This is a genomic window from Streptomyces lydicus (assembly GCF_000717345.1).
Taxonomy (GTDB): Bacteria; Actinomycetota; Actinomycetes; order Streptomycetales; family Streptomycetaceae; genus Streptomyces; species Streptomyces lydicus.
In genome coordinates this window covers 123562-145585 of sequence record NZ_JNZA01000011.1, presented here as the reverse complement: position 1 = coordinate 145585, position 22024 = coordinate 123562, and the positions used below count along the sequence as shown (strand labels likewise).

The window sequence follows — 22024 nt, the reverse complement described above, 5'->3', positions numbered from 1 at the left end:
CGGGCAGTGCGCAATGAGGCAATCGCTTGAGGCGCACTCAAGCAGCCAAGCGGGCCGTCAAACCCGCTGCGGACTGTCCTCGGTGGTCAGGATTTGACGTACGCCGTGCCCGCCCAGTGGATGGCGCCCTTGCCGTTCAGGAGGCCGGTGATCTCGAGCTGTTGGCCCTCGGGGTAGTCGAAGTGGCACGTCTTCGTCTGGCCGTAGCCCGAGGTGTCGCAGCTCCTCATGTGTGAACCCGAGGTGTCGTGCACGGATATGGACACCTCGAACGCGTAGCCGTCAGCCTTGGTGTCGCGGACCGTTACCGTGTCGCCGTTCGCGTACCACTGCACCGTGCCGCCCTTGAAGCCGGGTACAGGCGCGGCTTGCGCCGGCGCTGCAGTGACCATGCCGAGGGCGACACTGGCGGTGAGCCCCAGCACGGCCGCCGTGCTGAACTTGCGCTTCATTCGAAGAATCTCTTTCGCTCATCACTTACCCAGAACGTGTGTTCGCTCAGGCTCCCGCACACGATATGGCCGACCGCAGAGGGCTGGTTGTCCCCTTACGCGCCGGTGACGGTCCCGTGACGGGAACCGCACAGTCCGGAACGCCGAAGATGTCTTCCGAGAGATTCATCCGCTCCGACCACCTCATGCAGTACAAAGCAAGTGAGTCGGCAATCACCTTGAGGCGGCCTGGCCGCCGCTACGACACAGCGCGACTGGAAATCCTCGGCCGGGTGCTCGCAACGAAGGTAAAGCCGTTGGCAGTTGCCCCGCGCTGGTCCACGGGGCCATGGGGGAAGCCCGATGGGGCTCGTTCATGAGAGCACGCCCGCCGCCGACGGACGCTTCACGTCCGTCGGCGGCTCCCCAGGCATAACTCATCCGGCACGCGTCGCAGCAGGAGGACCGTTATGCGCCGGGCACTGACAAGTCCCCTTCATGAGAAGGGACCTCTTAACCCTTCTGGTCCGCCGGGCCGCCGGGCGCCGCGTCGGCAACCTCCAGCGCGTCGGTGGCCGCCACCGGCTCACCGGCCGCGGTGACCCCGATGCCGGTCTTGGCCCGTCGGCCGCGCGCCTCGATCCAGTTGGCGAGGGCGGACAGCACCAGGCACATGGCGACGTAGATGGTGCCGGTGACGATGATGACCGGGACGTAGGTGTCGTTGCCGTTGACGATGATGTTGGTGCTCATCAGGCGAGCGGTGAAGAGCAGTTCCTCGAAGGTGATGATGTAGCCGAGGGAGGTGTCCTTCAGGGTCACCACGAGCTGGCTGATGATCGTCGGCAGCATCGCCCGGACGGCCTGCGGAATGAGCACCGTCGTCATGACCTGGGTCTTGCTCATGCCCAGCGCGTAGGCAGCCTCGCGCTGGCCCTTCGGCACGGAGTCGATGCCGGCCCGCAGCACCTCGGCCTGGACCGAACCGTTGTAGACCGTCAGCCCGATGACCAGCGCCCAGAACTGCGGCTGGCTCTCGGTCAGGCCGAGGCTCTCGCGGTTGCTGAGCAGGATCACCCACAGCGCGTAGATCGTGATCAGCAGCGGTACGGCGCGGAAGAGCTCGATGAATCCGGTCGCGAACCAGCGGACCGGCTTGTGGTCCGACAGCCTGGCCACCGCGAGCAGCACGCCCAGAGTCAGGGACAGCACGGCTGCGACCGCGAAGACCTGCAGTGTCGTCAGCACGCCGTCGCGGATATTGGTGCGCACACCGGCGTTGTTGAAGATGTTCCACACCTCGGGCTCCAACTGGCCCTTGGCGCTCAGCCGCAGCACGACGAAGGCGATCAGCCCCAGCACCGCGAGCGAGCCGATGACCGTGTAGAGGCGGTTGCGCGCCTTCGCCTTCGGTCCCGGTACGTCGTAGAGAACGCTGGCCCCACTCATGCCACTACCTCGCTTCGTTCCGTCCCGCCTGCGCGCGGCGTCCCCGTCATGCTGTTCCTGCCCCAGCCGTCGGCCGTGGGGACCTCCACGTCGCGTTCGCTCATCGGGCGACCCCCATCCGGCGCTCCAGCAGCCGGAAGAGACCGCTGATGGTGAAGGTGATGATGAGGTAGGCGAGGGCGACCCACAGGAAGATCCAGGCGATCGCGTAGCCCTTGTCGTTGAGCAGCTTGGAGACGTTGAACAGCTCGCTGTAACTGAAGGCGCCGGCGATCGCGGAGTTCTTCGTCAGCGCGATGAAGATGCTGCTCAGCGGCGGGAGTACGGTGCGCGTGGCCTGCGGCAGCACGATCATGCGCAGCGTCTGGGAGAACGTCATGCCGAGGCTGCGCGCGGCCTCCGCCTGCCCCATCGGCACGGTGTTGATGCCGGACCGCACCGCCTCGCAGACGAAGGAGGAGGTGTAGAAGCCGAGCGCGAGCGTGGCGAGCACGAACGGGCTCGCGCCCTGGAAGAGGATCTGCGGCACGACGAAGAACGCGACCAGGAAGAGCAGCGTCAGCGGCGTGTTGCGCAGCACCGTGACCCAGGCCGTCCCGAAGGCGCGCAGCGGCGGGATCGGGGAGACCCGGAAACCGGCTATGAGCACGCCGAGCACCAGCGCGAGCAGGGCGCTGGACACGGTGATCGCCAGCGTGCCGAGGAATCCGTCCCGGAACTCGGGCAGATAATCGAGGAGTACGTTCATGGGGTCTCCGCAGTAGCGGTCATCAGGTCGACGGCAGGTGGGGCAGCCGGGCGGGGGAAGACAGCGCGCCCCGCACACCCGCCGCGGCGGGCGTACGGGGCGGCGCGGTCCGGTTGGTGCGCGATGCCTCAGTACGTCGGCAGCGGCGTCTCCGGGGCGACGTACTTCGACCCGGACTTGCCGAGCGTGCCTTCGTACGCCTTCTTGTAGTCGTTGTTCTTGATGTGGTTCTCCAGCGCCTTGGTGATCGCGTCACGCAGCGCCTTGTCGTCCTTGTTCATGCCGACGCCGTAGGGCTCCTTGGTGAAGGGCTTCTCCACCACCCGCAGCTTCTCGGGACGCTGGGCGGCGTAGCCCTTGAGGATCGCGTCGTCGGTGGTGACGGCGTCGACCTGGCCGTCGAGGAGGTACTTCACACAGTCCGAGTACTTGGAGAGCTCGGTGGTCTGGGCGCCGTACTTCGGCTTCTTGATCTCCTGCAGCGGCGTGGAGCCGGCGATCGAGCAGACCTTCTTGCCCTTGAGGGTCTCCGGTCCGGTGATGGCCTTGTCGTCCTTGCGCACCAGGAGGTCCGCGCCGGCCGTGTAGTACGGGCCCGCGAAGCCGACCTGCTTCTTGCGCTCGTCGTTGATGGTGTACGTACCGACGTAAAAGTCGACATCGCCCTTGGAGATCTTGGTCTCACGGACGTTGGAGTCAACGGTCTGGAACTCGATCTGCTTCTCGGAGAAGCCCAGGTCGGCCGCGACCATCTTGGCGATCTCGATGTCGAACCCGGAGTACTTGCCGGTGGCCGGGTCCTTGAAGCCCAGGAACGGCTGGTCGGCCTTGACACCGATGACGATCTTCTTGGCCTTCTGCGCCTTCTTCAGCACAGCGGAGTCGACCTTGACGTTCGTGGCGACCTTGTACGTGCCGCTGTAGACATCGCCGCCGGCCGGCTTGTCGCCCGCCGTACCCGAATCGCCGCCGCACGCGGTGGCCGTAGCCGCCAGCGCGAGCACCACCGCACCGGCCGCAGCCGTCTTGAGCATCCTCATGGTGAACATCCTTTGGTTCAACAAGTGTTGGCAATCATCGTGGCCCAACTGCGGCCTCAGTGGTGAAGGATCTTCGACAGGAAGTCCTTGGCGCGGTCGCTGCGCGGGTTGTTGAAGAACTGGTTCGGCTCGGCCTCTTCGATGATGCGTCCGTCCGCCATGAAGACGACCCGGTTCGCCGCGGAGCGCGCGAAGCCCATCTCGTGGGTGACCACGACCATCGTCATGCCGTCCCGGGCGAGCTGCTGCATCGTGTCCAGCACCTCGTTGATCATCTCCGGGTCCAGCGCGGAGGTCGGCTCGTCGAACAGCATCACCTTCGGGTCCATCGCCAGGGCGCGGGCGATCGCCACGCGCTGCTGCTGGCCTCCGGAGAGCTGTGCGGGGTACTTGTCCGCCTGGGTGCCGACGCCGACCCGGTCGAGCAGGGCGCGGGCCTTCTGCTCGGCGGCCGCCTTGTCCGTCTTGCGGACCTTGGTCTGCCCCAGCATCACGTTCTCGAGCACCGTCTTGTGCGCGAAGAGGTTGAAGGACTGGAAGACCATGCCCACATCGGCGCGGAGCTTGGCGAGCTCGCGGCCTTCCTGCGGCAGCGGCTTGCCGTCGATGGTGATGGTGCCGGAGTCGATGGTCTCCAGGCGGTTGATCGTGCGGCAGAGCGTCGACTTGCCGGAACCCGAGGGCCCGATCACGACGACGACCTCACCCCGGTTGATCGTCAGGTCGATGTCCTGGAGCACGTGCAGCGCGCCGAAGTGCTTGTTCACGTTGTCCAGCACGACCAGCTGGTCCCCGGCGTGCGCGGGGCCCTCGGCGTTCTTGGTCACCGATACTTCGCTCATCGGCGTACAGCTCCGTCCTCCTCGGTTGGGGAGGACCCTAGTGAGACGCTTCGACCAGCGTCATTACATCTGAGGGGAAATTGAGCATAACGATCTGGTCGCAGCGGAAAACTCTGCGTGACCCGCGGTGGGGGACGGGGGCGCGGGGCGGCGGAGCGGTGCCGTCGGCGTACCGGCTGGGTAACGGATGGCGGCCCGGAGGTGGCCGCCTCTTGACGCGCACGCCTCCCATCGCCGTAGATGCCCTGTGGCCCGTACGCACGCACCCAGGGAGGAGGGCCGATGAGACTGCTGCTCGTCGAGGACGACGATCATGTCGCCGCGGCCCTGTCCGCGGTGCTCGCCCGGCACGGCCTGGCCGTGGTCCACGCCCGCAGCGGCGAGGAGGCGCTCAAGGCGCTGCTGCCCGATGACGCCGAGCCCTTCTCGGTGGTGCTGCTCGACCTCGGGCTGCCCGACCAGGACGGTTTCGAGGTGTGCGGCCGGATACGCAAGCTCTGCGCCACCCCGGTGATCATGGTGACGGCGCGGTCCGACGTGCGCTCCCGCATCCACGGCCTCAATCTGGGCGCGGACGACTACGTCGTCAAGCCGTACGACACCGGCGAACTGCTGGCCCGTATCCACGCGGTGAGCCGGCGCACGGTGTCCCCGGCGGACCGCGGCGGCGATCAGCCGGACGAGGAGAGCGGCGCCGACGACGCGCTGCGGCTGGGCGCGGTGACCGTCGAACTCCCCACGCGCCAGGTGTCCGTGGACGGCGCCACCGTCCCGCTCACCCGCAAGGAGTTCGATCTGCTGGCGCTGCTCGCCCAGCGCCCCGGGGTGGTCTTCCGCCGGGAGCAGATCATCAGCGAGGTGTGGCGGACGAGCTGGGAGGGCACCGGCCGGACGCTGGAGGTGCACATCGCCTCGCTCCGGGCCAAACTGCGGATGCCCGCCCTGATCGAGACCGTGCGGGGCGTCGGCTACCGCCTGGTCGTCCCGGCGGCACCCGTCCGGCCCGCCGCCCCGGCCTCCTGAAGGCCGCCGCCGGCACGTGCGCACCCGACTCCTCCCGCTCCTCATCGTCCTCATGGCCGGTGTGCTGCTCGCCCTCGGCCTGCCGCTGGGCGTCATCACGGCCGGTGTGGAGCAGCAGAAGGTGGTCGTCGACCGGATCGACGACGCTGCCCGCTTCGCCTCCCTCGCCCAGTTCGTCACCGCGCGCCCCGCGGACGTCCACGACAAGACGCCCGAGGAGGACGAGCGGCGCGCCACCCTCGACGCCGAACTCGCCCGCTACTACGGCCTGTACGGCATCCGCGCGGGCGTCTTCTACCGTGACCACACTCCGATGGCCGCCGCCCCGCACGACCTGCCGGTGCCCCGGGACAGTGAGGGCGCGCGGGCCTTCAGTGAGGCGCTGGCCGGCCGCCGCAGCCATGATCCGCACCAGATCTGGCCCTGGGACGACGACGGCCGGATCCCGGTCGCCTCCCCGGTCATCCGCGACGGCGACGTGGTCGCCGTCGTGGTCACCGACTCGCCCACCGGGCAGATGCGTTCGCGCATCCTGCACGGCTGGCTGCTGATCGCGGCCGGCGAGTGCGCGGCGATGCTGGTCGCGGTGGCCGCCGCCATCCGCCTCACCGGCTGGGTGCTGCGGCCCGTACGGGTCCTGGACGCGGCCAGCCACGACATCGCCACCGGCCGGCTGAAGTCCCGGGTGGCCGGTACCGCGGGCCCGCCCGAACTGCGCCGGCTGGCCCGCTCGTTCAACGAGATGGCCGACAACGTCGAGGAGGTCCTGGAGCAGCAGCGCGCCTTCGTCGCGGACGCCTCCCACCAGCTGCGCAACCCGCTGTCCGCGCTGCTGCTGCGGATCGAGCTGCTGGCCCTCGAACTCCCCGAGGGCAACGAGGAGATCGCCTCGGTCCGCACCGAGGGCAAGCGGCTGGCCCGGGTCCTCGACGACCTGCTCGACCTCGCGCTCGCCGAGCACACCGCCGCCGACCTCCAGCTCACCGACGTCGCCGCGCTGGCCGCCGAACGCGTCGGCTCCTGGCGCCCGATGGCCGACGACAAGGGCGTCCGTCTCAGCTACGAGGGGCAGAGCGCGGTGACCGGCTGGGTCGATCCGGTCGCCCTCTCCAGCGCGCTGGACGCCGTCGTCGACAACGCCCTGAAGTTCACCCCGGCCGACCAGCCGGTCACGGTGGAGGTGGCGCCGCACGGCGAACACGTGGTGATCACCGTGGCGGACCGCGGCCCCGGCCTGACGGACGACGAACTCGCCCGCGTCGGCGACCGTTTCTGGCGCAGCGGCCGCCATCAGAACGTCTCCGGCTCGGGGCTGGGACTGTCGATCACCCGCGCGCTGCTCGCCGCGGGCGGTGCGACCATCGCCTACGCGCCGCACCCGCCGCACGGTCTGAAGGTCACCGTCACGGTGCCGCGCACCGCCCCATGAGCGGCCGCCCGACACCCGGACACCTGTGGTACCGTCGATGACGTTGCAGTTGTGGTACCCATGAACTTTGTGTGCGCCCGGAGGCTGGTAGCCCCGGGCGTTCCTTGTTTTTCCGGAATTTTCCGGTGTGGGGCAATCATCTCGGCGACATGGAGGCCACGCGGTGTGGTCTCCCGTTTGCCCCATGAAGGAGAAAATCATGGCTTCCGGCACCGTCAAGTGGTTCAACTCGGAAAAGGGCTTCGGCTTCATCGAGCAGGACGGCGGCGGCCCCGACGTCTTCGCCCACTACTCGAACATCCAGGCTCAGGGCTTCCGTGAGCTCCTCGAGGGCCAGAAGGTCACGTTCGACGTGACCCAGGGCCCGAAGGGCCCGCAGGCGGAGAACATCATCCCCGCCTGACGCCTTGCGTCCCGTGGACGGGGCCCGTACCGGCCAGCCGGTGCGGGCCCCGTCCCGTATGCACCGCCTCCCCGTCTCCCCGGCAAACCGGGTGTCGCCCTCGGGAGAGCGCGGAACCGCACCACCCCACCGCTCCCTCCCCTCGAAGGGCTTTCAGTGACCCGAGCGACCGCATCGCGACCGAGCGCCGCCCCGCGGACGTCCACCCCGACGTCCACCCCCACGCCCGCCGGCTCCTTCGACGAGCTGCCGCTGGCACCGGCCCTCCTGACCGCGCTGCGTGCGCAGGGTGTCACCCGGCCGTTCCCCATCCAGGCCGCGACCCTGCCGGAAACCCTCGCCGGCCGTGATGTGCTCGGCCGCGGGCAGACCGGCTCCGGCAAGACCCTCGCCTTCGGCCTCGCGCTGCTCAACCGCACGGCGGGCAAGCGGGCGGTGAGCAAGCGCCCGCTGGCGCTGGTGCTGGTGCCCACCCGCGAGCTGGCCGGCCAGGTCACCGACGCGCTGGCGCCCTACGCCACCGCGCTGGGGCTGCGGACCGCCACCGTCGTCGGCGGCACCTCGATCAACCGGCAGATCGAGACGCTGCGCAAGGGCACCGAGGTGCTCGTGGCCACGCCAGGCCGGCTCGCCGACCTGCTGGACCGGCGGGCCTGCAAGCTCGACGAGGTCGCCGTCACGGTCCTCGACGAGGCCGACCAGATGACCGACATGGGCTTCCTCCCGCAGGTCACCCGGCTGATGGAGAAGGTCGACCCGAACGGCCAGCGGATGCTGTTCTCGGCGACCCTCGACCGCAACGTCGACAAGCTCGTGCGCCGCTTCCTGACCGATCCGGTCACCCACTCCGTCGACCCGTCGGCCGGGGCCGTCACGACCATGGACCACCACGTCCTGTACGTCGACGACGCCGACAAGCGGGCCACCGTCACCGAGATCGCCGCCCGCGAGGGACGCGTGATCATGTTCGTGGACACCAAGCGCGGCGCGGACCGGCTCACCAAGCACCTGCTCGCCCAGGGCGTGCGCGCCGCGGCGCTGCACGGCGCCAAGAGCCAGCCGCAGCGCACCCGCACCCTGGAGCAGTTCCGCACCGGCCAGGCCGAGGCGCTGATCGCCACCAACGTCGCCGCGCGCGGCATCCACATCGACGGCCTCGACCTGGTCGTCAACGTCGATCCGCCGACCGAGGCCAAGGACTACCTGCACCGCGGCGGCCGCACCGCGCGGGCCGGTGAGTCCGGCACCGTCGTCACCCTGGTCACGCCGGGCGAACGCCGCGAGATGACCCGGCTGATGCGCCAGGCGAAGATCACTCCGGGTACCGCGAACGTGCGGCCGGGCGACGCCGAGCTGGTGCGGATCACCGGCGCGCGGACCCCGAGCGGGGTGCCGGTCGTGCTCGCCGCGCAGGCCCCGTCGCCCGCCTCGGACGCCCGGTCCGGCGCCGGCGGGGGAGGCGCCGCGGGCCGGCGCCGCCGTCCCCGCCGCAGCCGCCCGGCCCGCAGCGGCGCCGGGGCACCGCGCGCCTGACGCCGAGGCCCGGCCGGGCGCGGGAGCGCGAGGCCGGGCCAAGGCCCGCACGCACACGCGGCCCGGCCCAGGGATGGAGACACAGGGGTGCGGCCCGGTTCAGGGCTTCACCGACAGGTAGTAGCGCCGGGCGCCCTCGTGCAGCGGGAGCGGATCGGTGAACACCGCCGTCCGCAGGTCCACCTTCTGCGCGGCGTGCACCTGCCGCCCGATCCGGTCCCGGCTGTCGATCACGCTCCGGGTGATGCCCTGGGTCAGCGCGGCGTCCTCGCGGTCCGTCGTGACCAGCAGGTTCGCCACCGCGATCGTCTTCACCGCCTGGCCGTCCTGGGCCCGCGGATAGGCATCGGCGGGCATCACCGCGGCCCGGTAGTAGCGGGTGCGCTCGCCCTGCCGATGCAGACCCTCGGTCAGGTCACCGAGCTGGACCAGCCGCACCGGGAAGCGCTGCGCCAGCCGCTGCACCGCCGTCGTCGGCAGCCCGCCCGACCAGAAGAAGGCGTCGAGCTTGCCCTGCCGCAGCAGCGTCGGCATCCGGTCGATGCCGACCCGCACCGGCTCGATGTCCCTGTCGAAGTCCAGCCCGGCCGCCTCCAACAGCCGCCGGGTGATCAGCTGCACGCCGGAGCCGTCGGCCCCCACCCCGACCCGCAGCCGCCGCAGATCCTTCGTCGAGCGCACGTCGGAGCCCTTCGGCACCACCAGTTGCATGTAGTCGTCGTACAGCCGCGCGCAGGCCCGCAGCCGGTCCGCGCCCGGCTCGCCCCGGACCTTGTACGCGGCGACCGCGTCCGCCGTCGCGATGGTGAACTGGGCGCGCCCGGCGACCAGTTGGCGCAGGTTGTCGATGGACCCCTCGCTGCGGGTCAGCCGCAGGTCCACCGTCGGCAGGTCGTGCGCCAGGTCCTGCTTGAGCAGCTCCCCGTAGCGCGCGTACACCCCGGTCGGTACCCCGGTCGCCAGCGTCACCTGACCGCGCGGCGCGGGCTCGTTGCCCGTGGACAGCAGCCACCACAGGGCCGTCCCCAGGACGGCCAGTGCGGCGGTCGCCGCCCGGAGGGCCCGGCGGCCGGTGCGGGGGAGTGCTGTGACCATGGGCGGGATCCTGCCAGCACGGTGGCGCGGAGGGGAGGGGCGGGGGCACTTCTCCGTCGGGCGGCACCGCCCGGCGACCGCATCCCGCGGCCGGGCCCGCCGCCCAACGGCGCTGCCCCGCCCCGCCGGTCGCGCACCGTGTCCACCGCCCCCACACAGGGTGGCTCCCGCCCGCCCCCGCTCTCCCCGCCCTCGGACCGGACGCTCACACGGGGGCCGGAGCGTTCCCCGGAACCGCCTACCCTTGTCGTATGACCAGCAGCGACCGGAGCCAGGCAGTGGGCGTTCAGCAGAGCAAGACCTATGAGATCCGCACCTACGGGTGCCAGATGAACGTCCATGACTCCGAGCGGCTGTCCGGGCTGCTGGAGGAGGCCGGATACGTCCCCGCGCCCAAGGGAGGAGAGGGCGCCGACGTCGTCGTCTTCAACACCTGCGCGGTGCGCGAGAACGCCGACAACCGCCTCTACGGCAACCTCGGGCAGCTCGCCCCGAAGAAGGCCGCGCGCCCCGGCATGCAGATCGCGGTGGGCGGCTGCCTCGCCCAGAAGGACCGCGACACCATCGTCAAGAAGGCCCCCTGGGTCGACGTGGTCTTCGGTACGCACAACATCGGCAAGCTGCCGGTCCTCCTGGAGCGCGCCCGCGTCCAGGAGGAGGCGCAGGTCGAGATCGCCGAGTCGCTGGAGGCGTTCCCCTCGACGCTGCCCACCCGCCGCGAGAGCGCCTACGCGGCCTGGGTCTCCATCTCCGTGGGCTGCAACAACACCTGTACGTTCTGCATCGTCCCGGCGCTGCGCGGCAAGGAGAAGGACCGCCGGCCCGGCGACATCCTCGCCGAGGTCGAGGCGCTGGTCGCCGAGGGCGTCAGCGAGATCACCCTGCTCGGGCAGAACGTCAACGCCTACGGCTCCGACATCGGCGACCGTGAGGCGTTCAGCAAGCTGCTGCGCGCCTGCGGGAAGATCGAGGGCCTGGAGCGGGTCCGCTTCACCTCCCCGCACCCGCGCGACTTCACCGACGACGTCATCGCCGCCATGGCCGAGACCCCGAACGTGATGCACCAGCTGCACATGCCGCTGCAGTCCGGCTCCGACCGCGTCCTGAAGGCGATGCGCCGCTCTTACCGGCAGGAGCGCTTCCTCGGCATCATCGAGAAGGTGCGCGCCGCCATGCCGGACGCCGCCATCTCCACCGACATCATCGTCGGCTTCCCGGGCGAGACGGAGGAGGACTTCGAGCAGACCCTGCACACGGTCCGCGAGTCCCGCTTCGCCCAGGCATTCACCTTCCAGTACTCCAAGCGCCCCGGTACGCCGGCGGCCGAGATGGCCGACCAGATCCCCAAGGCGGTCGTGCAGGCCCGCTACGAGCGCCTGGTCGCCCTCCAGGAGGAGATCTCCTGGGAGGAGAACAAGAAGCAGGTCGGCCGCACGCTGGAGGTCCTGGTCGCCGAGGGCGAAGGCCGCAAGGACGACGCGACCCGGCGGCTGTCCGGCCGGGCGCCCGACAACCGCCTGGTGCACTTCACGCGCCCCGACGAGCCGGTCCGGCCCGGTGACGTGGTGACCGTCGAGGTCACCTACGCCGCCCCGCACCACCTCCTCGCCGAGGGCCCGGCCAAGGCCGTCCGCCGCACCCGCGCCGGCGACGCCTGGGAGAAGCGCAACGCCGCCCCGGCGGAGAAGCCCCAGGGCGTGCTGCTGGGCCTGCCCACCATCGGCGCCCCGGCGCCGACCCCGGCACCCGCGGCCGGCTGCGGCTGCGACTGACCCGCGGTGGCGCCTGACCTGCGGTCGCGACCGCACCCGTAGCAGGGTTACGGACCAGGGGCGTTACGCTGCGTGGCATGCTCGTAGCCGCCGCCCTCTGCCCCTGCCCGCCCCTGCTCGTACCGGAGGTGGCCGCCGGCGCCGCACCCGAGCTGGACGGGCTGCGCGCCGCATGCCTGGACGCGATCGGCGTGCTCGCCGCGGCCCGCCCCGACCGGCTGGTCGTCGTCGGCCCGGCCGACCGGGCCGGCCAGGGCCCGCACCCGCAGGGCGCCCCCGGCTCGTTCCGCGGCTTCGGTGTGGACCTCGACGTGTCCTTGGGCGCGGCCGAGGAGACGCCCGAGCGCGAGCTGCCTTCCTCGCTGGCCGTCGGCGCCTGGCTGCTGTCCCGCGCGGACTGGGACGACGCTCCGGTGGAGGGACTGGGCGTGGCGCAGCCGCTGCCCCTCGAACGGTGCCTGCCGCTCGGCCGGGAGCTGGCCGCGTCCGCACCGCGGGTGGCCCTGCTGGTGATGGGCGACGGGAGCGCCTGCCGAACGGTCAAGGCTCCCGGCTACTTCGACGAACGGGCCGAGGGCTTCGACGCCGCGGCCGCCCGCGCCCTGGGAACCGCCGACCTCCCCGCGCTGCGCGCACTCGACGCGACCCTGGCGGCTGATCTCCAGGCGTCCGGACGAGCCTGCTGGCAGGTCCTGACCGGCGCCGCCGAGGACGCGGACCTGACCGGCCGGCTGCTGCGCGACGAGGCCCCGTACGGCGTGGGCTACTTCGTGGCCACCTGGTCCTAGCGGAACCGGCCGCGGGCCCCCGGATGTGGCAGCGGCCGCGGGGTGAGCCACCCCGCGGCCGATCGCCACTCCTGCACGGTGCGCCGTACTACTGCCGCGCGCCCTCGCCGGACTCGCTGTCCGCCGCGGCCTGCGCCGACTGCTGCCGGGGGATGCCGGCGTTCTCCGCGGGGGGCTGCTCCGCGCGCGGCGCGCCGTCGGCGTCCGCCGCGGCCGGCTCGGCGGTGGTGTCCGCGGGCGCGTCACCGGATGCCTCAGGCGCCGCCGTCTCCCCCTCTTCGGCCGCCGCGGAAGCATCGCCCTCCTGCACCGAGCCGCTCTCCGGCGCCTTCTCGCCCTTCTCGCCCGTCTCAGCGCCCTCGGCCTGCTCGGCGCTCCCGGCGTCCGCCGCAGCGGCCGACTCCGCCGACTCCGGGGACTCCGCCGGCTTCTCCGCCTCGGCCGTCACCGTCGCAGCGGCACTCTCCTCTGTCGACGCTTCGTCCTTACGGCGACGAAAACGCGAAAACACGCCCATAACTGCTCCTACGCTCTTCATGTGGGCGAAATCCCAGGCCGTCCGGAGCGGACCGTTGCGCCGCCCACGGGCGCCGGTGATGCACCGGCTCTCTCGGGACCTCGCAACAGGCAACGACCTCATCGGTAGCCCGTCACGTCGCTCGTTCGAGATGGGCGCGTGATGTTTGCGAGACTGACGGGGTGAACACCGCTGTTCCCGCTCCGCGGGTCATCGCCGTCGTCGGCCCCACCGCGGCCGGAAAGTCCGATCTGGGCGTCGCGCTCGCACAACACCTGGGCGGCGAGGTCATCAACGCCGACTCCATGCAGCTCTACAGAGGCATGGACATCGGCACCGCCAAGCTCACCCCCGAGGAACAGCAGGGCGTACCGCACCGCCTCCTCGACATCTGGGACGTGACCCGCGCCGCCAGCGTCGCCGAGTACCAGCAGCTGGCCCGCGCCGAGATCGACCGGCTGCTCGCCGAGGGCCGCACCCCCGTCCTGGTCGGCGGCTCCGGCCTGTACGTGCGCGGTGCCATCGACGCCCTCGACTTCCCCGGCACCGACCCGGAGGTACGTGCTCGCCTGGAGGCCGAGCTGGCGGAACACGGCAGCGGCGCGCTGCACGCCCGGCTGGCCGCCGCCGACCCCGAGGCGGCCCGCGCGATCCTGACCGGCAACGGCCGCCGCATCGTGCGCGCCCTGGAGGTCATCGAGATCACCGGCCGCCCCTTCACCGCCAACCTCCCAGGCCACGAGGCGGTCTACGACACCCTGCAGATCGGCGTCGACGTGGAGCGCCCCGAGCTCGACGAGCGGATCGCGCGGCGGGTGGATCGGATGTGGGAGGCGGGCCTGGTCGATGAGGTGCGCCGTCTGGAGGCCGAGGGACTCCGCGAGGGCCGTACGGCCTCCCGGGCGCTCGGCTACCAGCAGGTGCTCGCCCAGCTGGCGGGGGAGTGCACCGAACAGGAGGCGCGGGACGAGACGGTACGCGCCACCAAGCGCTTCGCGCGCCGTCAGGATTCGTGGTTCCGCCGGGATCCGCGGGTCCACTGGCTCAGCGGCGCGGCCGACCGGCGGGCGGAACTTCCCAGGCAGGCGCTGGCGTTGCTCGAACGAGCGGTCACAGCCTGATCACGTCATGGCATCGGGACGCTCCGGCCGTCATCAGGGCCGCTGAGAGCGTGTCATCATCGACCTTCGATCGAGGCGTGCAGTCTGCAGTGGGGAGGGCGCGTGGCAATGGAGGCCGGCCCTCGCAACAGAGCCCAGCGACCGGACAACGGCGCTGACACGGCACCGCTGTCCGACGACGGCCCGGACACCCAGGACGGCCTGCCCGGCACCGGCGCGGACCGCCCCGGCCCGGGACCGCTCACCGCGCCGGACACCCTGGACGACTCCGACGCACCCGACCTCGTGACCGACGGCACCGTCGGACCTGTCGGGCCCGGTGAAGGCGGCGAGTCCTTCCGGGAGCTGCGCCCGCCGCGCCGGCTGAGGCTGTGGCAGCTCGCGCCGATCGTCGGCCTCGCCGCCGTCGGCTCGCTGATGTTCGCCTTCCCCCTCGCCTTCGAGTTCGGCGGCGACGGGGGCGCGGTGATCGCGATGCTCGGCCTGCTGCTGTGCTGCTGCGCCGCCGGCTGGGGCATGATGGCCGCCCGCCGCGTCGGCCACACCTGGCCCGGCCTCCCGGCCCGCGGTTCCGGCCGCCGCGCCAGCTGGCGCGTGGTCCTCGTGTACGCCCTGGTGGTCGCCGTCCCCGCCTCCCTCGCCATCTGGCGGGTGGCCCGCCTCCGCTGAGGCCGGGCCCGAGCGTCGCGGTGCGGCTGCGCTGGTCAGCCTGGGATGTCCGGGGCCGCCCGGGGCCGCCCGGGGCGTCCCCCACTGCGCGGCGCAGGCGTACCTGATACCTGCTGTTTTTTCCCCGCCGCCCACCCCCCTTCGGGGGGTGGGCGGGTACATGAGCGCACCCGGCGACGGCCGCGCCCCCGCCTACGGCCGCGCCCCCGCCTACGGCCGCGCATCCGACTACGGCCCCCCGCCTCCAAGGCCCGGGTCCCAGCCGGCCCCCCTTGTCGTCGGCCTTGTCCACAGCCCCGGCCCCGTCCCCGCGGCACGCTCGTGCTCCCCGTACGATGCAAGGGTGACCAGCACCGAGCGCATCGCCTTCCTCAAGGGCCACGGCACCGAGAACGACTTCGTGATCGTCCCGGACCCGGACGGTCGTCTCGACCTGTCCGCGGCCGCGGTCGCCAAGATCTGTGACCGGCGGGCCGGGCTCGGCGGTGACGGGTTGCTGCACGTCGTCCGGTCCGCCGCGCACCCGGAGGCGCGCGCCCAGGCCGACGAGGCCGAGTGGTTCATGGACTACCGCAACGGCGACGGCTCGATCGCCGAGATGTGCGGCAACGGCGTCCGGGTCTTCGCGCGCTACCTGCTGCACGCCGGACTGGTCGAGGCCGGCGACCTCGCCATCGCCACCCGCGCCGGCGTACGCCGCGTCCACGTCGCCAAGTCCGGTGACGTCACGGTGTCGATGGGCCGCGCGGCGCTCCCCGAGGAGGGCGTCGTGGTCACGCTCGGCGGCCGTAGCTGGCCGGCCCGCAACGTGAACATGGGCAATCCGCACGCGGTCGCGTTCGTCGAGGACCTGGCCCACGCCGGTGAGTTGCGGGCCGTACCGCCATTCAGCCCAGCGGCGGTTTATCCCGACGGCGTGAACATCGAGTTCGTCGTCGACCGCGGACCGCGGCACGTCGCGATGCGGGTGCACGAGCGCGGCTCGGGCGAGACCCGCTCCTGCGGCACCGGCGCCTGCGCGGTCGCGGTCGCCACCGCGCGCCGGGACGGCGCGGACCCGGCACGGACCGGTACGCCCGTCACGTACACGGTCGATGTGCTCGGCGGCAGCCTGTCGATCACCGAGCTGCCCGACGGCACCGTCGAGATGACCGGCCCGGCCGAGATCGTCGCCGAAGGCACCTTCGACCCCACCTGGCTGGCCGCCGCGCTCGCCTGACGAACCCGGCCGGATCCGCTCCAGCCGGTCCCCGTGAAAACGGGGGTTCCGGCCAAAAGATTCGCTCGAACGGGTGATCCGAGTCACTCTGAGCGAGAGCTGGACAGCGCTGCGTGATGGGCTCGATAGCATCAAGCACCGGCCCGGACGTCCGAACTGGCGCGTCCCACCGCCGGTCGACGCTGCCGGAGGTGCCCATGAGCGCAGAGGCCACTAACCCTGGTAATCCTGAAGCAGCGGGCCGCAGGCGCGGCCGCCGCCGACTGGAACTCAGAGGGCTGCGCCGCATCGGCCGCGCCGCGCTGCTCGGTCCGGCCCAGCGCGACGGCCTCCCGCACGCCCTCGAACACGTCGCGAAGGTGCACCGTCACCACCACCCCGACGCCGAACTGGACATCCTCACCAAGGCGTATCTGCTCGCCGAGACCTCGCACCGCGGCCAGCTGCGCAAGAGCGGCGAGCCGTACATCACCCACCCGTTGGCGGTCACCCTGATCCTCGCGGAACTGGGCGCGGAGACCACGACCTTGACCGCCTCGCTGCTCCACGACACCGTCGAGGACACGGAAGTGACGCTCGACCAGGTACGGGACCTGTTCGGTGCCGAGGTCAGCTATCTCGTCGACGGTGTCACCAAGCTGGAGAAGGTCGACTACGGCGCCGCCGCCGAGCCCGAGACGTTCCGCAAGATGCTGGTGGCGACCGGCAACGACGTCCGGGTGATGTCCATCAAGCTCGCCGACCGGCTGCACAACATGCGCACCCTCGGGGTGATGCGGCCGGAGAAACAGGCCCGGATCGCCAAGGTGACCCGCGACGTGCTGATCCCGCTCGCCGAACGCCTCGGTGTCCAGGCGCTCAAGGCCGAGCTGGAGGACCTGGTCTTCGCGATCCTGCACCCCGAGGAGTACGCCACGACCCGTGCCCTGGTCATGGAGTACGCCACCCGGCCCGACCCGCTCGCCGCGATCGCGGAGCGGGTGCGCACGGTCCTGGCCGAGGCCGGCATCGACGCCGAAGTCCTCGTCCGGCCACGGCACTTCGTCTCCGTGCACCGCGTCCGCCTCGCCCGCCGTGAGCTGACCGGATCCGACCTGGGGAGGCTGCTGGTCCTGGTGGCGGAGGACGCCGACTGCTACGCCGTCCTCGGCGAGCTGCACACCTGCTTCACCCCGGTGGTCTCCGAGTTCAAGGACTTCATCGCGGCGCCCAAGTTCAACCTCTACCAGTCGCTGCACACCGCCGTCGCCGGCGAGTCCGGGGAGATCGCCGAGACGCTGATCCGCACGCACCAGATGCACCGGGTCGCCGAGGCCGGAGTGATCGCGCTGGGCAATCCGTACGCCCCTACGGACGGCGCCGACGCCCCCGAGGGCGAGCGGGCCGACCCGACCCGCCCCGGGTGGCTCTCCCGGCTGCTGGAGTGGCAGCGCACCACCCCCGACCCGGACACGTTCTGGACCTCGCTGCGCGACGACCTCGCCCAGGACCGGGAGATCACGGTCTTCTGCGCCGTCGCCGCCCCGGACGGTTCCGACGGCTCCGAGGGCCCGCCCGGGGCCGCCGGCGGTGCCCTCGGACTGCCGGCCGGCGCGAGTTGCGTGGACGCGGCCTACGAGCGGTACGGCGAAGCGGCGCACTGCTGCATCGGGGCCCGCGTCAACGGCCGGCTGGCGACCCTCGCCACCGTCCTGCACGACGGCGACAGCCTGCAGCTGCTGATGGCTCCGGACTCCGCCACCGGCCCCTCGCCCGAGTGGCTCGAACACGCCCGTACGCCCGCGGCCCGGCTCGCCATCGCCCGCTGGCTGGCCGGCCCCCGGGAGGCCGGCGGGCGGCCGGGGAGCGCCGGTGAGCCGGTGGTGGTTCCTCCCGTCGGCCGCCCGGTCCCGTCCCCGGACCCCGACCACGACCGCTCGGCGGCCGCCTCGGTCACCCCCGGTTCGGTGCTCGCGGTGGCGGACCTGCCCGGCGCCGCGGTCCGGCTGGCCGGCTGTTGCACGCCGGTGCCGCCGGACTCGGTGACCGGCTTCGCCGTACGGGGCGGCACGGTCACCGTGCACCGCGCGCTGTGCCCCGTCGTGGCCCGTATGGCGGCGACCGGCCGCCAGCCCGTGGGGGTGCGCTGGCGGGGGGCCGGCCAGTCGGGCCACGGCTGCCGGGTCACCCTCCTGGCCGAGGCGTTCAGCCGGCCGCACCTCCTGGCCGACCTCACCGAGGTGATCGCCTCCCAGGGCGCCGCCGTGGTGTCGGCCGCCGTCGAACCCCCGCACGAACAGCGGGTCCGCCACACCTACACGCTGCATCTGCCGAACGCAGCCGGCCTGCCGTCCCTGATGCGCGCCATGCGTCAAGTACCCGGCGTCTTCGACGTGTTGCGGGCCGGCCGGGCCCGTCAGCCCGCCGCGCTGCGCCCCTGACCGGCGGTACGTCCCCCCCAGGTGACGCCCCGTCGGGAACCCGCACCGGTACGGACGCACGATCCGCCGCCCGTTCGGGTGCCGTTTGGCGGCTCGCCCACGGCGCAGGTGGCCGCGTTGGTAGCCGTAGTTCATGTCCCTTCCCTCGCGCCGCCTGTCCCCTGAAGCCGATCGCCCCGTCCCCGCCCTGCCCAGTGGTGCCCCGAGCGGCCGGCGCCGGCGGCCCGGCCGGCGGGCCGCCGCCCTCGGGCTGGCCGCCGTCGCGACCCTCGGCGTCGCCGCGCCGCAGCCCCTGGACGCGCAGGGCCTGGGCGACCGGCTCTTCCCCACCCTCGGCAACACCGGGTACGACGTCACGTCCTACGACGTCACGCTGGACTACTCCGGCCACAACGACCGGCCGATGAACGTCACGACCGTGATCACCGCGCAAGCCACCACCGAGCTCGACCACCTCAACCTCGACTTCGCCCGGGGCAGCGTGCGCGCGGCGACGATCGGCGGGCTGCCCGCCAAGTACGAGCAGCACGGGGAGGACCTGGTCCTCACCCCGTCGTTCCACGTCTCCCGGGGGCAGGAGCTGAAGATCTCCGTCCAGCACACCAGTGACCCGCGGGGCGCGAGCGACGGCGGGTGGATCCGTACCGCCGACGGGCTGGCGATGGCCAACCAGGCGGACGCCGCCCACCGGGTCTTCCCGTGCAACGACCACCCTTCCGACAAGGCGTTCTTCACCTTCCACCTGACCGCGCCCCAGCAGCTCACCGCCGTCGCCAACGGGCTGCCCGTGGGCGGGGCCCGGCGCGCCGCGACCCGCACCTGGACGTACCGGACCGCCCACCCGATGGCCACCGAGCTGGCACAGATCTCCATCGGGAAGTCCAGCGTGCTGTTTCAGCACGGACCGCACGGTCTGCCGGTCCGCGACGTCGTACCGTCCGCGGACCGCCGCGCCCTGGCGAAATGGCTGGCCAAGACCCCTGAGCAGATCGCCTGGATGGAGCGCAAGGTCGGCCCGTACCCGTTCGAGGCGTACGGCGTGCTGATCGCGAACGCCCGGACCGGTTTCGAGCTGGAGACCCAGACCCTCTCGCTCTTCGAGAAGGCCATGTTCACCAGCGAGCACCTGCCCGCCTGGTACGTGGAGTCGGTGATGGTGCACGAGCTGTCACACCAGTGGTTCGGCGACAGCGTCAGCCCCCGCCGCTGGTCCGACGTCTGGCTCAACGAGGCCCACGCGACCTGGTACGAAGCGCTCTACGCGCAGGAGAAGGGCGACAGCCGGGCCTCCCTGGACGCCCGGATGCGGCACGCGTACGAGCAGTCCGACGGCTGGCGTGCCGAGGGCGGGCCGCCCGCCGCCCCCAAGACCCCCAGCCCGGGCCAGAAGATCAGCATCTTCCGGCCGGTCGTCTACGACGGCAGCGCGCTGGTGCTGTACGCCCTGCGGCAGAAGATCGGCCCGGCGGCCTTCGACCGCCTCGAACGGGAGTGGGTGACCCACCACCGCGACGGCGTGGCCGACACCGCCGACTTCGTCGCCCTCGCCTCCAAGGCGTCCGGCCAGGACCTCACGGGCTTCTTCCAGGCATGGCTCTTCGGCCAGCGGACGCCCCCGATGCCGGGCCACCCGGAATGGCAGCACAAGGTCGCCGCCGACACCCCGGGGAGCCCGCCGCAGCCCGGTGGCGCCGTGCGACCCGCCAAACCCCTCCAGCCCGGAAAACCCGCACAGACGGGCCGGCAGCCGGCGAAACCGGTGCAGCCCGGAAAACCCGCGTGACGGCCCTCGCGGGCCGTGGGACCATCGTCGGGTCGACGGGGACCGGTCCGGGGAATGTCCGGGGCGGCTCGTTCGTTGACACCAGCGACAGTCCCGGTGGGGCCGCCCGGCTCCGTGAGGGCTTCCCAACGACGCAAAGGATCAAATGACCTCCTCTTCTTCCCTTCCGCAGGACCGGCAGCGCCTCCCCGAGAGCCTTCGGGCCGACGCCCTGATGGAAGAGGACGTCGCCTGGAGCCACGAGATCGACGGGGAGCGCGACGGCGACCAGTACGACCGCTCGGCGCGTGCCGCGCTGCGCCGCGTGGCGGGCCTTTCCACCGAGCTCGAGGACGTCACCGAGGTCGAGTACCGGCAGCTCCGTCTGGAGCGGGTGGTCCTCGTCGGTGTGTGGACCTCGGGGACGGTGCAGGACGCCGAGAACTCCCTCGCCGAGCTCGCCGCGCTGGCCGAGACCGCCGGCGCGCTGGTGCTCGACGGCGTCATCCAGCGGCGCGACAAGCCGGACCCGGCCACCTACATCGGTTCGGGCAAGGCCCTGGAGCTGCGTGACATCGTGCTCGAATCCGGGGCGGACACCGTGGTGTGTGACGGTGAGCTGTCGCCGGGCCAGCTGATCCACCTGGAGGACGTCGTCAAGGTCAAGGTGGTCGACCGGACCGCCCTGATCCTCGACATCTTCGCCCAGCACGCCAAGTCCCGTGAGGGCAAGGCGCAGGTCGCGCTGGCACAGATGCAGTACATGCTGCCCCGGCTGCGCGGCTGGGGTCAGTCGCTGTCCCGGCAGATGGGTGGCGGTGGCTCCGGTTCGGCGGGCGGCGGTATGGCCACCCGTGGTCCCGGTGAGACCAAGATCGAGACCGACCGGCGGCGGATCCGCGAGAAGATGGCGAAGATGCGCCGGGAGATCGCGGAGATGAAGACCGGCCGGGACATCAAGCGCCAGGAGCGCCGGCGCAACAAGGTCCCCTCGGTCGCCATCGCCGGCTACACCAACGCCGGCAAGTCCTCGCTGCTCAACCGCCTCACCGGCGCCGGCGTGCTGGTGGAGAACGCCCTGTTCGCCACCCTGGACCCGACCGTCCGGCGGGCCGAGACGCCCAGCGGGCGGCTCTACACCCTCGCCGACACCGTCGGCTTCGTCCGGCACCTCCCGCACCACCTCGTCGAGGCGTTCCGCTCCACGATGGAGGAGGTCGGCGACGCCGATCTCATCCTGCACGTGGTCGACGGCTCGCACCCGGTGCCCGAGGAGCAGCTGGCCGCCGTGCGCGAGGTGATCCGCGACGTCGGCGCGACGGACGTGCCCGAGATCGTGGTCGTCAACAAGGCCGACGCGGCCGATCCGCTGGTGCTGCAGCGCCTGCTGCGCCAGGAGAAGCACGCGCTCGCGGTCTCGGCCCGCACCGGCCAGGGCATGGACGAGCTGCTGGAGCTGCTCGACGAGGAGCTTCCGCGGCCGCAGGTCGAGATCGAGGTGCTGGTGCCCTACACCCAGGGCGCCCTGGTCTCGCGGGCGCACGCCGAGGGCGAGGTGCTCTCCGAGGAGCACACCGCCGAGGGCACGGTCCTCAAGGCACGGGTGCACGAGGAACTGGCCGCCGAATTCGAGCCGTTCGTGCCCGCCGCCTAGAGGCAGCTCCGGCGCCTGAGGCGACCGGCACGTACACACGACGAAGGCCCGCCCCCCGGGAGACCGGGAGCGGGCCTTTCGCGTGGAACTGCCGGGGTGACGGGGCGGT

The 22024-nt window shown here is 71.8% G+C and carries 19 protein-coding genes; 12 read left to right on the top strand and 7 right to left on the bottom strand.

Translation table 11 applies throughout. The annotated features are described in order from the left end of the window. Window positions 1-86 precede the first annotated feature (86 nt). The 5 genes from OO62_RS12415 to OO62_RS12395 form a co-directional block, all read right to left on the bottom strand. On the bottom strand, window positions 87-452 hold the full coding sequence (locus tag OO62_RS12415) for a hypothetical protein (RefSeq protein ID WP_033267396.1): 366 nt from the start codon (window positions 450-452) through the stop codon (window positions 87-89). Window positions 453-944: 492 nt separating this feature from the next. Continuing rightward, window positions 945-1880 carry an amino acid ABC transporter permease gene (locus OO62_RS12410; protein ID WP_033267395.1) on the bottom strand — a complete coding sequence of 312 codons (936 nt, stop codon included), beginning with the start codon at window positions 1878-1880 and terminating at the stop codon, window positions 945-947. Window positions 1881-1980: 100 nt separating this feature from the next. Beyond that, complete coding sequence (locus OO62_RS12405; RefSeq protein ID WP_033267394.1) at window positions 1981-2628, bottom strand: amino acid ABC transporter permease; 648 nt, start codon at window positions 2626-2628, stop codon at window positions 1981-1983. Between the two features lie 128 nt (window positions 2629-2756). Continuing rightward, window positions 2757-3668: a glutamate ABC transporter substrate-binding protein gene (locus OO62_RS12400; protein ID WP_033267433.1), complete on the bottom strand. Its 912-nt coding sequence runs from the start codon at window positions 3666-3668 to the stop codon at window positions 2757-2759. Between the two features lie 56 nt (window positions 3669-3724). Beyond that, window positions 3725-4510: an amino acid ABC transporter ATP-binding protein gene (locus OO62_RS12395; protein WP_033267393.1), complete on the bottom strand. Its 786-nt coding sequence runs from the start codon at window positions 4508-4510 to the stop codon at window positions 3725-3727. 282 nt (window positions 4511-4792) lie between these two features. On the opposite strand from OO62_RS12395, the gene OO62_RS12390 reads away from it, so the two are divergent. The 4 genes from OO62_RS12390 (at window position 4793) to OO62_RS12375 (ending at window position 8898) form a co-directional block, all read left to right on the top strand. Further along, entirely contained in the window at window positions 4793-5533 is a 741-nt protein-coding gene (locus OO62_RS12390) for a response regulator transcription factor (RefSeq protein WP_033267392.1), read from the top strand. A gap of 16 nt (window positions 5534-5549) precedes the next feature. Continuing rightward, window positions 5550-6962 (top strand): sensor histidine kinase, encoded by a 1413-nt coding sequence (locus OO62_RS12385; RefSeq protein WP_033267391.1) that lies wholly within the window; start codon window positions 5550-5552, stop codon window positions 6960-6962. A gap of 199 nt (window positions 6963-7161) precedes the next feature. Next, window positions 7162-7365 carry a cold-shock protein gene (locus tag OO62_RS12380; protein WP_033267390.1) on the top strand — a complete coding sequence of 68 codons (204 nt, stop codon included), beginning with the start codon at window positions 7162-7164 and terminating at the stop codon, window positions 7363-7365. A gap of 156 nt (window positions 7366-7521) precedes the next feature. Beyond that, window positions 7522-8898, top strand: a complete 1377-nt coding sequence (locus OO62_RS12375) for a DEAD/DEAH box helicase (RefSeq protein ID WP_051733042.1) — start codon at window positions 7522-7524, stop codon at window positions 8896-8898. Between the two features lie 99 nt (window positions 8899-8997). On the opposite strand, the gene OO62_RS12370 is transcribed toward OO62_RS12375, so the two are convergent. Continuing rightward, on the bottom strand, window positions 8998-9993 hold the full coding sequence (locus tag OO62_RS12370; RefSeq protein ID WP_033267389.1) for a TAXI family TRAP transporter solute-binding subunit: 996 nt from the start codon (window positions 9991-9993) through the stop codon (window positions 8998-9000). Window positions 9994-10244: 251 nt separating this feature from the next. On the opposite strand from OO62_RS12370, the gene miaB reads away from it, so the two are divergent. Beyond that, complete coding sequence (gene miaB, locus OO62_RS12365; protein ID WP_078617133.1) at window positions 10245-11765, top strand: tRNA (N6-isopentenyl adenosine(37)-C2)-methylthiotransferase MiaB; 1521 nt, start codon at window positions 10245-10247, stop codon at window positions 11763-11765. Between the two features lie 77 nt (window positions 11766-11842). Further along, complete coding sequence (locus tag OO62_RS12360) at window positions 11843-12553, top strand: class III extradiol dioxygenase subunit B-like domain-containing protein (protein ID WP_033267387.1); 711 nt, start codon at window positions 11843-11845, stop codon at window positions 12551-12553. Window positions 12554-12641: 88 nt separating this feature from the next. Here the strand turns inward: OO62_RS12360 and OO62_RS12355 are convergent, their stop codons facing one another. Continuing rightward, on the bottom strand, window positions 12642-13001 hold the full coding sequence (locus OO62_RS12355; protein WP_228332549.1) for a hypothetical protein: 360 nt from the start codon (window positions 12999-13001) through the stop codon (window positions 12642-12644). Between the two features lie 251 nt (window positions 13002-13252). On the opposite strand from OO62_RS12355, the gene miaA reads away from it, so the two are divergent. From miaA to hflX, 6 genes are all read left to right on the top strand, one after another. Continuing rightward, the gene (miaA, locus tag OO62_RS12350) at window positions 13253-14191 is read left to right on the top strand and encodes a tRNA (adenosine(37)-N6)-dimethylallyltransferase MiaA (protein ID WP_033267385.1); all 939 of its coding nucleotides are present in this window, start codon (window positions 13253-13255) and stop codon (window positions 14189-14191) included. Between the two features lie 108 nt (window positions 14192-14299). Further along, window positions 14300-14860, top strand: a complete 561-nt coding sequence (locus tag OO62_RS12345) for a hypothetical protein (protein WP_033267384.1) — start codon at window positions 14300-14302, stop codon at window positions 14858-14860. A 343-nt stretch (window positions 14861-15203) separates the two neighbouring features. Beyond that, complete coding sequence (dapF, locus tag OO62_RS12340; protein WP_033267383.1) at window positions 15204-16079, top strand: diaminopimelate epimerase; 876 nt, start codon at window positions 15204-15206, stop codon at window positions 16077-16079. Between the two features lie 197 nt (window positions 16080-16276). Then, a complete protein-coding gene (locus OO62_RS12335; protein WP_033267382.1) occupies window positions 16277-18499 on the top strand; it encodes a RelA/SpoT family protein in 2223 nt (740 codons plus the stop codon). A 133-nt stretch (window positions 18500-18632) separates the two neighbouring features. Continuing rightward, on the top strand, window positions 18633-20282 hold the full coding sequence (locus tag OO62_RS12330; protein WP_051733040.1) for a M1 family metallopeptidase: 1650 nt from the start codon (window positions 18633-18635) through the stop codon (window positions 20280-20282). Window positions 20283-20427: 145 nt separating this feature from the next. Beyond that, window positions 20428-21915 carry a GTPase HflX gene (gene hflX / locus OO62_RS12325; RefSeq protein ID WP_033267381.1) on the top strand — a complete coding sequence of 496 codons (1488 nt, stop codon included), beginning with the start codon at window positions 20428-20430 and terminating at the stop codon, window positions 21913-21915. Window positions 21916-22024 lie beyond the last annotated feature (109 nt).

Excerpts from the sequence above, each read along its gene's own strand:
- OO62_RS12415 (WP_033267396.1), bottom strand. The coding sequence starts at position 452 with ATGAAGCGCAAGTTCAGCACGGCGGCCGTGCTGGGGCTCACCGCCAGT.
- OO62_RS12410 (WP_033267395.1), bottom strand. The coding sequence starts at position 1,880 with ATGAGTGGGGCCAGCGTTCTCTACGACGTACCGGGACCGAAGGCGAAG.
- OO62_RS12405 (WP_033267394.1), bottom strand. The coding sequence starts at position 2,628 with ATGAACGTACTCCTCGATTATCTGCCCGAGTTCCGGGACGGATTCCTC.
- OO62_RS12400 (WP_033267433.1), bottom strand. The coding sequence starts at position 3,668 with ATGAGGATGCTCAAGACGGCTGCGGCCGGTGCGGTGGTGCTCGCGCTG.
- OO62_RS12395 (WP_033267393.1), bottom strand. The coding sequence starts at position 4,510 with ATGAGCGAAGTATCGGTGACCAAGAACGCCGAGGGCCCCGCGCACGCC.
- OO62_RS12390 (WP_033267392.1), top strand. The coding sequence starts at position 4,793 with ATGAGACTGCTGCTCGTCGAGGACGACGATCATGTCGCCGCGGCCCTG.
- OO62_RS12380 (WP_033267390.1), top strand. The coding sequence starts at position 7,162 with ATGGCTTCCGGCACCGTCAAGTGGTTCAACTCGGAAAAGGGCTTCGGC.
- OO62_RS12370 (WP_033267389.1), bottom strand. The coding sequence starts at position 9,993 with ATGGTCACAGCACTCCCCCGCACCGGCCGCCGGGCCCTCCGGGCGGCG.
- miaB (WP_078617133.1), top strand. The coding sequence starts at position 10,245 with ATGACCAGCAGCGACCGGAGCCAGGCAGTGGGCGTTCAGCAGAGCAAG.
- OO62_RS12360 (WP_033267387.1), top strand. The coding sequence starts at position 11,843 with ATGCTCGTAGCCGCCGCCCTCTGCCCCTGCCCGCCCCTGCTCGTACCG.
- OO62_RS12345 (WP_033267384.1), top strand. The coding sequence starts at position 14,300 with ATGGAGGCCGGCCCTCGCAACAGAGCCCAGCGACCGGACAACGGCGCT.
- OO62_RS12335 (WP_033267382.1), top strand. The coding sequence starts at position 16,277 with ATGAGCGCAGAGGCCACTAACCCTGGTAATCCTGAAGCAGCGGGCCGC.
- OO62_RS12330 (WP_051733040.1), top strand. The coding sequence starts at position 18,633 with ATGTCCCTTCCCTCGCGCCGCCTGTCCCCTGAAGCCGATCGCCCCGTC.
- hflX (WP_033267381.1), top strand. The coding sequence starts at position 20,428 with ATGACCTCCTCTTCTTCCCTTCCGCAGGACCGGCAGCGCCTCCCCGAG.